The 12,823-nt window shown below is 60.8% G+C and carries 11 protein-coding genes and 1 tRNA gene; 8 read left to right on the top strand and 4 right to left on the bottom strand.

The window, feature by feature from the left end:
- Positions 1 to 34 precede the first annotated feature (34 nt).
- From yidC to rpmH, 3 genes are read right to left on the bottom strand one after another with little or no spacing between them, the layout of a single operon-like run.
- Positions 35 to 1,825 (bottom strand): membrane protein insertase YidC, encoded by a 1,791-nt coding sequence (gene yidC, locus ACEN84_RS11130; protein WP_025555463.1) that lies wholly within the window; start codon positions 1,823 to 1,825, stop codon positions 35 to 37.
- Positions 1,825 to 2,232: a ribonuclease P protein component gene (gene rnpA, locus ACEN84_RS11135; RefSeq protein ID WP_130279171.1), complete on the bottom strand. Its 408-nt coding sequence runs from the start codon at positions 2,230 to 2,232 to the stop codon at positions 1,825 to 1,827. The genes yidC and rnpA overlap by 1 nt, the downstream gene beginning before the upstream one ends.
- Positions 2,233 to 2,254: 22 nt before the next feature.
- Positions 2,255 to 2,389, bottom strand: coding sequence for a 50S ribosomal protein L34 (rpmH, locus tag ACEN84_RS11140; protein ID WP_025555461.1), 135 nt, complete (start codon positions 2,387 to 2,389; stop codon positions 2,255 to 2,257).
- Positions 2,390 to 2,855: 466 nt separating this feature from the next.
- On the opposite strand from rpmH, the gene ACEN84_RS11145 reads away from it, so the two are divergent.
- The 5 genes from ACEN84_RS11145 to ACEN84_RS11165 all read left to right on the top strand — a co-directional run bounded on the left by ACEN84_RS11145 (position 2,856) and on the right by ACEN84_RS11165 (position 8,239).
- On the top strand, positions 2,856 to 4,859 hold the full coding sequence (locus tag ACEN84_RS11145) for a methyl-accepting chemotaxis protein (RefSeq protein WP_413710890.1): 2,004 nt from the start codon (positions 2,856 to 2,858) through the stop codon (positions 4,857 to 4,859).
- A 153-nt stretch (positions 4,860 to 5,012) separates the two neighbouring features.
- Positions 5,013 to 6,518: an ATP-binding protein gene (locus ACEN84_RS11150; protein WP_413710891.1), complete on the top strand. Its 1,506-nt coding sequence runs from the start codon at positions 5,013 to 5,015 to the stop codon at positions 6,516 to 6,518.
- Between the two features lie 120 nt (positions 6,519 to 6,638).
- Positions 6,639 to 6,715, top strand: a tRNA-Arg gene (locus ACEN84_RS11155).
- Between the two features lie 109 nt (positions 6,716 to 6,824).
- On the top strand, positions 6,825 to 7,139 hold the full coding sequence (locus tag ACEN84_RS11160) for a hypothetical protein (protein WP_413710892.1): 315 nt from the start codon (positions 6,825 to 6,827) through the stop codon (positions 7,137 to 7,139).
- Positions 7,140 to 7,357: 218 nt separating this feature from the next.
- Positions 7,358 to 8,239 carry an aldo/keto reductase gene (locus ACEN84_RS11165; RefSeq protein WP_413710893.1) on the top strand — a complete coding sequence of 294 codons (882 nt, stop codon included), beginning with the start codon at positions 7,358 to 7,360 and terminating at the stop codon, positions 8,237 to 8,239.
- A gap of 351 nt (positions 8,240 to 8,590) precedes the next feature.
- Here the strand turns inward: ACEN84_RS11165 and ACEN84_RS11170 are convergent, their stop codons facing one another.
- The gene (locus tag ACEN84_RS11170) at positions 8,591 to 8,974 is read right to left on the bottom strand and encodes a hypothetical protein (RefSeq protein ID WP_025555417.1); all 384 of its coding nucleotides are present in this window, start codon (positions 8,972 to 8,974) and stop codon (positions 8,591 to 8,593) included.
- Between the two features lie 177 nt (positions 8,975 to 9,151).
- Between ACEN84_RS11170 and ACEN84_RS11175 the strand changes: the two genes are divergently transcribed.
- From ACEN84_RS11175 to ACEN84_RS11185, 3 genes are all read left to right on the top strand, one after another.
- Positions 9,152 to 10,405 (top strand): alpha/beta hydrolase, encoded by a 1,254-nt coding sequence (locus ACEN84_RS11175; protein WP_413710894.1) that lies wholly within the window; start codon positions 9,152 to 9,154, stop codon positions 10,403 to 10,405.
- Positions 10,406 to 10,490: 85 nt separating this feature from the next.
- On the top strand, positions 10,491 to 11,741 hold the full coding sequence (locus ACEN84_RS11180; protein WP_413710895.1) for an NAD(P)/FAD-dependent oxidoreductase: 1,251 nt from the start codon (positions 10,491 to 10,493) through the stop codon (positions 11,739 to 11,741).
- Between the two features lie 42 nt (positions 11,742 to 11,783).
- Positions 11,784 to 12,821 (top strand): proline racemase family protein, encoded by a 1,038-nt coding sequence (locus ACEN84_RS11185; protein WP_413710896.1) that lies wholly within the window; start codon positions 11,784 to 11,786, stop codon positions 12,819 to 12,821.
- Positions 12,822 to 12,823 lie beyond the last annotated feature (2 nt).

A 12,823-nucleotide genomic window follows, 5' to 3' on the forward strand; every position in this document is an offset into this window, starting at 1 on the left:
ACGAAAAAGCCCCGCCGGAGCGGGGCTTTCAACGTCATTTCGATGGTGCCGGTTTTCGCTTGAAGAGGCCCTTCAGATTGTCGAAGAGCTCGATCTTCACGCCATGGCGCTTCATGATGACCGACTGCTGGATGACCGAGAGCGTGTTGTTCCAGGCCCAGTAGATGACCAGACCGGCCGGGAAGCTTGCCAGCATGAACATGAATACCAGCGGCATCCAGTTGAAGATCATTGCCTGGGTCGGATCCGGAGGCGTCGGGTTCATGCGCATCTGCAGGAACATCGTGACACCCATGATCAGCGGCCAGACGCCGAGATGCAGCAGGGTCGGCGCCTCAAACGGCAGCAGGCCGAAGAGGTTGACGATCGAGGTCGGATCCGGAGCCGAAAGGTCCTTGATCCAGCCGAAGAACGGCGCGTGGCGCATTTCGATGGTGATGTAGATCACCTTGTAAAGGGAGAAGAAGATCGGGATCTGCAGCGCGATCGGCCAGCAACCGGCAACCGGATTGATCTTCTCTTCCTTGTAGAGCTGCATCATTGCCTGTTGCAGGCCCATGCGGTCGTCGCCGAACTTCGCCTTCAGCTCTTCCATCTTCGGCTGCATGCGCTTCATGTTCGCCATCGAAGCGTACTGCTTGCTGGCGAGCGGGAAGAACAGCGCCTTGACGACGATGGTGGTCAGCAGGATCGCCACGCCGAAATTGCCGAAGTAACGGAAGAAGAAGTCCATCAGTTTGAACATCGGCTTCGTCAGGAAGTAGAACCAGCCCCAGTCGATCAGGCGGTCGAAGCGCGGGATCTCGTAGGAGGTTTCGTAGCCGTCGATGACCGGAACTTCCTTGGCGCCGGCGAAGACGAGGCTCTTCAGCTCGACAGACTGGCCGGCCGGAATGCTGACAGCGTCTTCCTTGTAGTCTGCCTGGTAGGTCGGCCGCTCGCCGGCATAGTAGGCGAACCGGGCTTCATAGGCCGACTTCTGCGGCGGAACGATCGTCGCAGCCCAATACTTGTCGGTGATGCCGAGCCAGCCGCCGGTGGACTTGGCGGGCGTAACGGCTTCCTTTTCGGCGGCGCTATACTTGGTTTCGACCAGGCCATCGTCACCGATGACGCCGATGAAGCCTTCGTGCAGGACGTAGACGGAAGGCGTCGTCGGCTTGTTGTTGCGCGTAACGCGGCCATAGGAAGAGATCGATGCCGCACCGGCGCCGCTGTTCGTCACCTTGTCGGTGATCGTGAACATGTAGCGCTCGTCGACCGAGATCGTACGGGCAAAGGTCAGGCCCTTGTCATTGGTGTAGGTCAGCGTGACCGGGGTCTTTTCCGTCAGCTTGGCGCCTTCGGGTGCCGTCCATACCGTCGATGCGCCGGGAACCGTGCCCGTCTGGTCGTTGCCGACATAACCGAGCTCGGCGAAGTAGCCGTCCTTCGATTCAGCCGGCGAGAACAGCGTGATGATCGGGCTGCTCTTGTCGACGGTCTCGTGATAGCCCTTGAGCTTCAGGTCGTCGAGGCGTGCGCCCGTCAGGTTGATGGTGCCCGAGAGAGCAGCGGTGTCGATGACGACGCGTGGCGACTTGGCGAGCGCTTCTTCACGCGTGGTCGTCACTGCCGCCTGACCGGTCGGTGCGGCACCGTTCGTCTGCGGCTGAGCGCCACCAGCGGCGGGCGTCTGCGTCTGTTCGGTGGTCTGCTGTGCCTTCTGGGCTTCCTGCGCCTTGCGCTGCGCTTCGATGCGCGGATTCATATAAAGGAACTGCCAGCCAAGAACGATCAGCACGGAAAGAGCGATCGCAATGAAATAATTGCGGTTGTTTTGCATCATACGTTCCTGGAGCGGCCTTCATTCGACCGCTTTTGTTTCGGCTTGTTTTCAACGCGGGCTTTGAGCTCCGCAGTCAACTGTTGGAAAGATGCCTTCAAGACATCCCTTCTTGCGACAACCACATAGTCGTGTCCGGCTTGCATTGCAAACCCTGCATGAAGCCGCACGGCCTCTTTAAGACGCCGCCGCATGCGGTTTCTCTCGACTGCGTTGCCATGTTTCTTGGTGACTGTGAAGCCGACACGGGCTTCGGTGTCGGGTTCCTTCCGGTCAAGGACCTCGAGAAGGAAGAAGCCGCCGCGGCGTTTTTCGCCATTGCGCGCAGCAAGAAACTGCGGGCGGCTTTTCAGCCGCCCGACAGTCGATTTTTCTTGTTCTTTTTTGGTCGTCAATTCGCCCGCCATCTCTTATCGGGCAATTCCGGCCTTAGGCCGAAAGACGCTTGCGGCCGCGGGCGCGGCGAGCAGACAGAACCTTCTGACCGCCCTTGGTGGCCATACGCGCACGGAAGCCGTGGCGGCGCTTGCGGACAAGCTTGGATGGTTGGTAGGTACGCTTCATTTATTTAAACACCGCGGAGTGCGGCCCTTCTTAAGTTTTGCAAAGTGCAAGGAGCGTTGTTTTGCGAACGGACGAGGTCAGAGACCTTGAATGACCGGACGTGCGGCGGCTTATACGGATGGTGACCCCGGAAGTCAATTATACCAGCGCAAATGATCTTGCCGGCGCTGCCCATCAAAGTTGCACAATGCAAAAAGTCGCACATTGGTGTTAACGACTACGACAGGGCCCGGAAAGGTTGAATTTTGCGGCAGATGTGTGGCTGCCGTTACGATTTTCCGGTGTCTAGGCCGCAACGCCTGCAATTTTTGCGAAAATCGTGCTGCGTTCCGGAATAATAGGGATAATTTCTTGTAGTCGGAACAACTAAAATCCGAAACATAACTTTAAGAAATTTCGCCGATATTTTGTTCATCGGCTGGGAAATTGCTTTCCAGGCTCTCTTCACCCCCAGGGAGACTATACTTTGAAAATTCGTGGAAAGATCAATTTGCTGGTCAGCGTGATGGCCGGCGTTGCGCTCGTTATCGGCGCCACGGCATTGTTCGCTATGAACGAATACAACAATAAGCTGACCGCATATGAAAGCGCTTCCAGCCGCGCCTATGCCGGTGAGCGGCTGAACCGTTTCGTGACGGCTGTCGTCATGGAAGCCCGCGGCATCTACGCCGCCAAGGACGTCAAGGACGTCGCACCCTTCGCCAAGGGTATTGCAACCGATCTCGACGAGATCGACAAGGTTATCGCCAGCTGGGCGCCGCTCGTGCCCGATAGCCAGAAGGATACCTTCAGCAAACTCGTCGATCGCTCCAAGGAATTCCGCACCTTCCGCACCGAGACCGCTCGTCTTGGTACTGAAGTTGGCCCCGCAGCCGCGAACGAGCAGGGCAACAACGACGCGAACCGCGCCAACCGCAAGGCCTTCCAGGCCGAGATCGACGCTATCGTCAAAGTCGACCGCGCTGAGCTCGATGCCGTTGACGACGAGATCGAAGCGTTCCGCAACTCCATCTTCTGGCTCGTTCTTGCTATCACCACTTTCGGCATTGCCGCTGGCGTAGGTCTCGGCTTCTATATCGGCACAAGTCACCTCAGCCGCCCGATCAAGAAGGTCACGACCGCGATCAAGGAAGTTGCCGATGGCAATTTCGACGCCGAAGTCCCTTACGCTGGCCGTCAGGACGAAATCGGCGACATGGCCGCTGCCGTCGCTGTCTTCAAGCAGAACGGTCTCGCCGTAAAGCGCATGAACGCTCAGGAAGCCGCGATGCGTGCCAAGAGCGACGACCTGCAGTCCAGCATGTCCGTCGTCGTCGCCTCCGCTGCTGCCGGCGATTTCAGCCGCCGCATCGAGAAGGACTACGAGGACGACAGCCTCAACCACTTTGCCGGCAACATCAACTCGCTGCTTTCGAGCGTTGATAGCGGTGTCAACGAAACCCGCCGCGTTATTGCAAGCCTTGCTGAGGGCGACCTGACGCAGACCATGCGCGGCGAGTTCCAGGGCGCCTTTGCCGAACTGCAGCAGAACGTCAACAGCACCTTCGTCACCCTGCAGACGACGATGCGCGAAGTTCGCGAAACCACCGAAGCGATCAACGGCAACACCAACGAACTGCGCGTTGCGACCGACGACCTGTCGAAGCGTACAGAACAGCAGGCTGCCGCACTCGAAGAGACGTCTGCCGCACTCGATGAGATCACCGCGGTCGTCCAGAACTCGACGGAACGCGCCCAGGAAGCCAGCGTCATGGTCTCCGAAGCCAAGGATAAGTCCGGCGCCTCCGGTGTCGTCGTCCGCAACGCCGTCGACGCCATGGGCCGTATCGAGCAGGCATCCCGCGAAATCAGCCAGATCATCAACGTGATCGATGAAATCGCCTTCCAGACCAACCTGCTTGCTCTGAACGCAGGCGTCGAGGCAGCGCGTGCCGGTGAAGCCGGCAAGGGCTTCGCGGTCGTCGCACAGGAAGTCCGCGAACTGGCGCAGCGCTCCGCAACCGCCGCCAAGGACATCAAGGCGCTGATCACCAAGTCGGGCGATGAAGTCAATGTCGGCGTCAAGCTGGTGCAGGCAACGGGCGAGGCGCTCTCCGAAATCGAAACCCGCGTCATTGCCATCAACGACCATATCCATTCGATCGCAACCGCGGCGAAGGAACAGTCGACCGGCCTCAAGGAAGTCAACACCGCCGTCAACCAGATGGACCAGGTGACCCAGCAGAACGCCGCGATGGTCGAGGAAACCTCGGCTGCGACCCACAAGCTCTCCGCAGAGGCCGATGGCCTGGTGCGTCTCATCTCGCGCTTCAAGGTGTCGAATACGGGCCATGCCGCGGCTCCGGTCGCTGTTGCCCGCCGCGAAGAGCATCGCCCGGTCGCGTCGCCCGCCCGCCGCGCCATGAACACGGTCGCTCGTGCCTTCAACGGCAATGCTGCGGTCGCTGAGCAGAGCTGGGAAGAGTTTTGATCGCTAGAAGCTCTCGAATTCAGGAAACGCCGCCTCCGGGCGGCGTTTTCTTTTGTGACGAACTGCCGCGCCTCGCGAAGATTTGAAAGTGCAAAATAATCCGTCTAATATAAGTCTCTGCCTCGCAGGCGCTTGCGCCGAACGGAAACAGCGATGCCGGTGCAAGACCAAAGCGGAATTTCAGCAAATGTAACGATGGCTGCTGGCGGTGAACGTCCGGCAGGGTGGCTCAGTGGTCTCTCGGGCAAGCTGCTCTGGATGATCGTGCTGTTCATCATGCTCGCCGAAGTGCTGATCTTCTTCCCCTCGATCGCCAGCATGCGTATCCGCTGGCTGGACGACAAGCTGAACACAGCTGCCGCCGCCGCGATCGTCATCGATGGTCTGCAGCCCGTGGAGCTGCCGCGCTCCGTCCAGAAGGAAACGCTGGAAGCGACCGGCACCAAGGCGATCGTTCTGCGCAAGGACGGCACCTCCCGCCTGCTGGCGATGAGCGAGATGCCGACATCGGTCGACGAGCAATATGATCTGACCAAGGTCACGCCCGTCAGTGCCATCTGCGATGCGCTGGATACGCTGATCTTCGGTGGCAACCGGATGATCCGCGTCTACGGCCCTGTCGGCGATACCGCGACCGGGGTTGAAGTGGTCATGAAGGACCGGGCACTGCGCAATGCGATGTTCGTCTATGCCCGCAACGTTCTCCTGCTCTCGATCCTGATCTCGCTGTTCACGGCAACGCTGGTCTTTTTTGTCATCAACCGCATTCTCATCCGGCCGATCCGCAATCTGACCGGCAGCATGCAGGACTTCTCCGCCGATCCCGAAAATCCGCAGAACGTCTTCGTCGGCGAGGGCGGGCGCGACGAGCTGGCCGTTGCCGGGCGCCATCTGACCGCGATGCAGGTCGAGCTGCAGAAGACGTTGAAGCAGCAGAAGAACCTTGCCGCACTCGGCCTTGCCGTCTCGAAGATCAATCATGACATGCGCAACATCCTGGCCTCGGCCCAGCTGATGTCCGACCGCCTCGTCGATGTCGATGACCCCATGGTCAAGAGTTTCGCGCCGAAGCTGCTCAGAACCATCGACCGCGCCGTCGGCTACACGACCGAAGTGCTCTCTTACGGCCAGGCGAGCGAATCGGCGCCGCGCCGCCGCCGCATCCGGCTCTACGAGCTCACCCAGGATGTTCGCGACATGCTGGCGATCGATCCGGCAAGCGGCGTCGAGTTCGTCGAGCAGATGTCCACCGATCTCGAAATCGATGGCGACAGCGAGCAGCTCTTCCGTGTCATCCACAACCTCTGCCGCAATGCGCTGCAGGCGCTGATGATGCCGGGCGAGCTCGGAATGGATGGGATCAAGCGAATCACCGTCTCGGGCCAGCGCGTCGGCAGCGTCGTGAGTATTATCGTTGACGATACCGGTCCCGGCATGCCGCTGAAGGCGCGTCAGAACCTTTTTACGGCCTTCCGCGGCTCTGCCCGCTCCGGCGGCACAGGTCTCGGCCTGACGATCGCCCGCGAGCTGGTGCTCGCCCACGGCGGCACCATCGCGCTTGTGGAAAAACCCGCGGCCGGCACGCAATTCCGCATCGAGATCCCGGATCGCCCGGTTTCCCTGGACGATTACCGCTCCCGCAGCCACGCTGAAAAGTAATGCAAATTCCGCAGATCAGCTCTGCGGAACGAAAGTCGCGATTTTTTCACAAACCCTATTGCATTCCCCCGGAGGACCCTTTAGAGGATCGCCACGCAAGCGGTTCAGCCGCTTCGAGACGCACCCGTAGCTCAGCTGGATAGAGCACCAGACTACGAATCTGGGGGTCAGGAGTTCGAATCTCTTCGGGTGCGCCACTCTCTCTTCTCTTCCTAAAAATCAGCCGTTAGCCTAGCTTCGCGCAACCTTGCGCGGCTATCTGCGTCTTGCGCCGGATTGTCCGGATTGCGCGCAGGAGAGAATGCAATGAAGGCAAGTGGTTTGGTTGTGGTTTCGGTCGCCGGCATGGCGGCTTTGCTTGCTGGTTGCGTCGATCGTGCCAATGGTCCGGTACTTTATCCTGTAGGCTCTCCTGTCAATCCACCGTCGATCGCGCATGCAATGTGCGTTGGCGAAGGAAATGCGGCCTATGACGAATCGATGCGGCTCTATAAGGAGCGCTCGCAGATCTCGAATCAGTATGATCAGGCTGAAGGTGAAGCGGTCTCGCGGAGTGCCGCGCGCCGTGCCTACACCGCCTGCGCCTCGTCGGAAGGCTATCGGGCCGTCTACGATCAATAGACCGTGTAGGCGCCCCAACACCTCTCAAAAACGTGCCGGCTGACGAGGGCAGCATATTGCCCCGCGCATTGTTGCTGCCCATCTATCGACAGCACTGCTCTGCCTTGCCGCCGGAAGCGGAATTGCCGAGCCGTGCGCATTTGGATGTCCGGCCAGCTCCGGCTGCTGCCTCTCGTCCGTTTTGAGTGTTTTCACGCATCGATAAGAGAGGAAAGACCATGTCCGCTTTGAATGCTGCACAATCCGGCACCTTCAAGATCGGCGGCGATCTCGAGGTCAATCGCCTCGGCTTCGGCGCCATGCGCGTCACCGGCGACGGTATCTGGGGCCAGCCGGCCGATCATGCCGAATCCATCCGTACGCTGAAGCGCCTTCCGGAACTCGGCGTCAATTTCATCGACACTGCCGATTCCTATGGCCCCGACATTTCCGAATGGCTGATCAAGGAAGCGCTTCATCCCTACAGCAAGGGATCCATCATCGCCACCAAGGGCGGCCTGACCCGGCATGGCCCGAATATCTGGCTTCCGGTCGGCCGTCCGGAATATCTGATCCAGCAGGTGCACAAGAGCCTGCGCAATCTCGGCGTCGACAGGATCGACCTCTGGCAGCTCCACCGCATAGACCCGAAGGTCCCGGCCGGCGAGCAGTTCGATGCGATCAAGTCTCTGCAGGCCTCCGGTCTGATCCGCCATGCGGGTTTGAGCGAAGTCTCCGTCGCCGATATCGAGGCGGCATCGAAATACTTCAAGGTCGCCACCGTCCAGAACCGCTATAATCTGGTCGATCGCACCAGCGAGGATGTGCTCGACTATTCGGCAAAGCACAATATCGGCTTCATCCCCTGGTATCCGCTGGCCGCCGGCGATCTCGCCAAGCCGGGCTCGCTGCTCGATACGATCGCCAGGAGGCACAACGCGGCGCCGAGCCAGATCGCCCTTGCCTGGGTGCTGAAGCGCAGCCCCGTGATGCTGCCGATCCCCGGCACCTCGAAGGTCAAGCATCTGGAAGAAAACGTTGCCGCTGTCGGCATCACGCTGTCGGATGACGAGTTCGCGGCTCTCGATGCCGAGGGCAAGAAGCTTTTCAAGGCCGCCTGATATTGTGACGAAAGGTGTGGCGGCAACCGTCGCCATGCCCCGCATCCGGCCGAAAATCGGTCAGGAATTTGACCGGTTGATTAAAATTGCTGCAAAATGAGGCGACTTCGCAAATGTGCTACAGTTAGCTATGCGAATGGTGCATTGCTGCGTTGCGGTAATATCCCTATTCCTGATCAAATGAATGGGCTATCTATATCTCCGTAAGCAGCGCACTCCTCCTCCCAGCGCTCTTACGAAGACTGGTAACACTCCTCCTCCCAGTTGCCAGTCAAGATCAAGAGCTCGGTGCACCTCCTCCCGCACCGAGCTCTTTTCTATTTCAGCCCCTTTTATTTCAGTGCTTGAAAATCAGTCGCCGATCCGCGCCACGCCGGTCTCGCCGTTGTCGCGCGTCCACTTCACCTTGCCGGGGCCGGCGCGCTCCAGCTGGAAGCACATTGGTGCGCCCTTGTACCACGTCTGAAATTTCTGGCAGAGCTGGTCCGATTGGATCCACCATTTGCCGGTATCGCTGGGCTTGAAGTAGCGGCCGAGACCGATCGCCTTGCCGCTGCCATCGACGGCGCCCGATGTGTGATAGTTTAGCGGCAGCTCGCCGCCGAGCGGTGTGGCGAGATAGATCGTCTTGCCGATGATATCGCGCCGGATGTCGTCTTCCGCCAGCCGTTCCGCATGCGCGAGCGACGGCATCAGCAATGCCGCCGAGGCGAGGGCGATCAGAATAGCCTTCATTGCATCCGTCCATCTATCCATGAGTATTGGGTGAAGAACGGACAAGACGAAGATAAAGTTTCACCCGGACGCGATCGGCCTGCCTTATTTGACTCCGCTGCATCGGCCGTCTTATTTGGCGGGCGGCCGGACTGCCGGCAGTAACGGGGAGATGGCATGCTCGGCGGATCAGGGGCGATGCAAAAGACGCTTGCTGCGATGACGCTTGCAGCCTTTCTGCTGACCGGCTGCGGTGGCCGTGCCGTCGGCGTCATGACCCCCGTAGGCGCGACGCAGCCAGGCACCTCTCAGGTCAATCTGCTGGTCGCGACCACCCGTGCACCGGATACCGATCCAGGCGTTCTGTTCTCCGGCGAGCGCGGAACCGGTCTGATGGTCAACGCTGTCGATGTCTCGATCCCGCCGGATGCCAATCGCAAGGTCGGCCAGGTCCAGTGGCCGAAGCGGCTGCCCGCCGATCCGCTGCGCGATTTCGTCACTGTCTCTGTCGATCCGCTGCAGGGCGAGAAGGCGGGCGAGGGCTGGCTGAAGGGCCATATGCCGAAGAGCCGCCGGGTGCTGATTTTCGTTCACGGCTTCAACAATCTCTATGAGGATGCGGTCTACCGCTTCGCGCAGATCGTTCACGACTCGCATGCCGACGTCGCGCCCGTCGTCTTCACCTGGCCGTCGCGCGGCTCGATCTTCGACTATAATTACGACAAGGAAAGCACCAACTATTCCCGCGATGCGCTGGAAGAGCTGCTGCGCCGTACCGCCGAGAACCCCGCCGTCAGCGACGTAACGATCATGGCGCACTCGATGGGCACCTGGCTGACCGTCGAGGCGCTGCGGCAGATGGCGATCCGTGATGGACGCGTGGCCCCGAAGATCAACAATGTCATCCTGGCGTCGCCGGATCTCGATGTCGATGTCTTCGGCCGCCAGTTTGTCAGCCTCGGCAAGGACAAGCCGCATTTCACCATCTTCGTCTCACGGGATGACCGGGCGCTTGCCCTGTCGCGCCGCATCTCGGGCAATGTCGATCGCCTCGGCCAGATCGATCCCTCGGTCGAGCCTTACCGCAGCAAACTCGAAGCGGCGGGCATCACAGTGCTCGATCTTACCAAGCTCAAGGGCGGCGACCGCCTGAACCACGGCAAGTTCGCTGAGAGCCCCGAAGTGGTGAAGCTGATCGGTGATCGGCTGATTGCGGGACAGACCATCACGGATTCCAATGTCGGTCTCGGCGAAGCCGTCGGTGCCGTCGCCATCGGTGCTGCACAGACTGTCGGCAGTGCAGCGAGCGTCGCCGTCAGTACCCCGATCGCTATCTTCGATCCACGCACCCGGCGCAATTACGATGCGCAGCTGAAGCGGCTCGGTCAGTCGGTGGAGAACACCGCAGGCTCCGTCGGAGACAGCGTCGGCGCCGGGCTGCCGAGCCAGTAAAAATTCCCATAGGCAAGTGGATTGATCTGATATATCACGTCCTTTAACGGCGATCTCCAGGGCGCCGATGGGAATGGATGGCGCGATGACAGATAATGTGAAGCGAACGGTTGCCGTGGTTGGCGCAGGCGTGATCGGCGCCTCGATTGCCTTCGAGCTGCAGCGGCGCGGCTATCAGGTGACGCTGATCGACAAGGGTGAACCCGGTCGCGGCACCTCCTATGGCAATATGGCCAGCATCGCGCTCGATTTCGCGGCCGGTTCCGGCCCCACGACCTGGAAGAAGATCCCGCGCTGGCTGCTCGATCCGGAAGGCCCGGTCTGGCTGCGCCCCTCCTACGCGCCGAAGATGCTGCCCTGGTTCCTGCGCTTCATCGCCGCCGGCCGGCCGTCGCGCCTGCGCGAGATCGAGGATGCCGGCATGCTGCTGACCGGCCGCGTGCTCGGCGATTTCCGCGCCATGCTCTCGGCGATCGGCGCGCCTGACCTGATGACCGACGAAGGTTGCCTGGCGATCTACGAGACGGAAGCCGAATTTGCCGGCGACCGCGGTCATATCGAGATGATGCAGCGCTACGGCTTCGAGTTCGAAGTGCTGAACGGCGGCGCGATCCAGCATTACGAGCCGACGCTGTCGTCCAAGGTTGCCAAGGCGGTGCTGCTGCCTGACAACAAGTCGATCCGCGACCCCTATCAGCTGGTCGTCAAGCTTGCAGCCGCGGCTGAAGCCGCTGGTGCGCGCTTCCTGTCCGGCAGCGTGCAGGGAATCGAGCGCAAGCCCGATGGAAGTAAAACCGTCATCCTAGAAAGCGGCGGGCGTATCGAGGTCGGTTCGGTCGTCCTCGCGGCCGGTGTCCATACGCGCACGCTTGCCGAAAAACTCGGCGAGCCGATTCCGCTCGAAACCGAGCGCGGCTATCACACGCAGATCATGAAGCCCGGCATTTCCATGCGCTATTCGGTGATCTGGCCGCACCGCGCCTTCATGGTCACGCCGACCGCAGGGGGGATCCGCATCGGCGGGAATGTCGAACTCGCCGGTCTTGATGCCGCGCCCGATTTCCGTCGCCCGCGTGTTCTGGTACGCCATGCACAGCGCGTTCTTCCAGGCCTTACGGTCGAGGACACCAGCGAGTGGATGGGCCATCGTCCGGCCTTGCCGGACACGATCCCTATCATCTCGGCTTCGTCGAAGGTGCCCGGCGTGTTCTACGCGACAGGCCATGGCCATCTCGGACTGACGCTGGCAGCGACGACGGCGCAGCTGATCGGCGATATGGTCTCCGGAGAGAAGCCGGCGATCGACATGAAGCCGTTCCGCATCGATAGATATTGATTTGCATGACGAGCCTGAGCTCGCATTGGAAGGACTAGGCAGATGAGATGGAAGCGCACGATCCAGCTTCTGGACGTTCATTGCGAAGGCGAAATCGGCAAGGTCGCGATCGGCGGCGTGCCGAAGATCCCGGGCGAAACAGTGGCGGCCCAGTTGCACTGGCTGAACACTGATCCCAAGGGCACCGAGCTTCGCCGCTTCCTCTGCCTCGAGCCGCGCGGCGCGCCGATCGGCTCCGTCAATCTTCTGCTGCCGGCCAGGCATCCGGATGCCGATGCGGCCTTCATCATCCTGCAGCCCGACCAGGCGCATGCAAGCTCCGGCTCGAATTCGATCTGCGTCACGACCGCGCTGCTCGAATCAGGTATCGTCGAGATGAAGGAACCGGAAACGGTCGTAACGCTTGAGACGGCCGCCGGTATGGTTAAGGCCGTCGCCACCTGCCGCGACGGCCGTTGCGAAAAGGTGCGCCTGACGATGGTTCCGGCCTTCGTCCACGAGCTCGATGTCGAGGTCGAAACGCCGGAATGGGGCAAGATCAAAGTCGATCTCTGCTACGGCGGCATCTTCTATGCGCTGGTCGATGTCGGCCAGATCGGCTCGAAGATCGAGAAGTCCAATGCCGCCGAGCTGGTTCGCGCCGGCATGGTGCTGAAGGACATCATCAACCGCGACATCCAGGTCGTCCATCCTGAGATCCCAGCGATCTCGGACGTCGCCTATGTGATGTTCCGCGATATCGAGCCGGATGGCGCCGTGCGCACCTGCACCACCATGTGGCCCGGCCGCGCCGACCGCTCACCCTGCGGCACCGGCAGCTCGGCAAACCTCACCACCCTGCATGCCCGCGGCAAGGCAAAGCCCGGCGACATCTTCACGTCGCGCTCGATCATCGGCTCGGAATTCGAAGTCGGCTTGCAGTCGGTCACCGAGGTCGCGGGCCGTCCGGCAATCATCCCGACCATCACCGGCCGCGGCTTCACCTTCGGCCTCTCACAGGTCGCCCTCGACCCCTTCGACCCGCACCCGGGCGGCTTCGCGCTGACAGACGTCTGGGGCCCGCAGGCCGGTGAGATCTAGGA

The sequence above is a fragment of the Rhizobium sp. Rhizsp82 genome (assembly GCF_047325115.1).
Taxonomy (GTDB): domain Bacteria; phylum Pseudomonadota; class Alphaproteobacteria; order Rhizobiales; family Rhizobiaceae; genus Rhizobium.

Bases quoted from the DNA above. Each gene is read 5' to 3' on its own strand.
- ACEN84_RS11160 (WP_413710892.1), top strand. From the start codon at position 6,825: ATGAAGGCAAGTGGTTTGGTTGTGGTTTCGGTCGCCGGCATGGCGGCT.
- yidC (WP_025555463.1), bottom strand. From the start codon at position 1,825: ATGCAAAACAACCGCAATTATTTCATTGCGATCGCTCTTTCCGTGCTG.
- ACEN84_RS11185 (WP_413710896.1), top strand. From the start codon at position 11,784: ATGAGATGGAAGCGCACGATCCAGCTTCTGGACGTTCATTGCGAAGGC.
- ACEN84_RS11165 (WP_413710893.1), top strand. From the start codon at position 7,358: ATGTCCGCTTTGAATGCTGCACAATCCGGCACCTTCAAGATCGGCGGC.
- ACEN84_RS11150 (WP_413710891.1), top strand. From the start codon at position 5,013: ATGCCGGTGCAAGACCAAAGCGGAATTTCAGCAAATGTAACGATGGCT.
- ACEN84_RS11180 (WP_413710895.1), top strand. From the start codon at position 10,491: ATGACAGATAATGTGAAGCGAACGGTTGCCGTGGTTGGCGCAGGCGTG.
- rpmH (WP_025555461.1), bottom strand. From the start codon at position 2,389: ATGAAGCGTACCTACCAACCATCCAAGCTTGTCCGCAAGCGCCGCCAC.
- rnpA (WP_130279171.1), bottom strand. From the start codon at position 2,232: ATGGCGGGCGAATTGACGACCAAAAAAGAACAAGAAAAATCGACTGTC.
- ACEN84_RS11170 (WP_025555417.1), bottom strand. From the start codon at position 8,974: ATGAAGGCTATTCTGATCGCCCTCGCCTCGGCGGCATTGCTGATGCCG.
- ACEN84_RS11175 (WP_413710894.1), top strand. From the start codon at position 9,152: ATGCAAAAGACGCTTGCTGCGATGACGCTTGCAGCCTTTCTGCTGACC.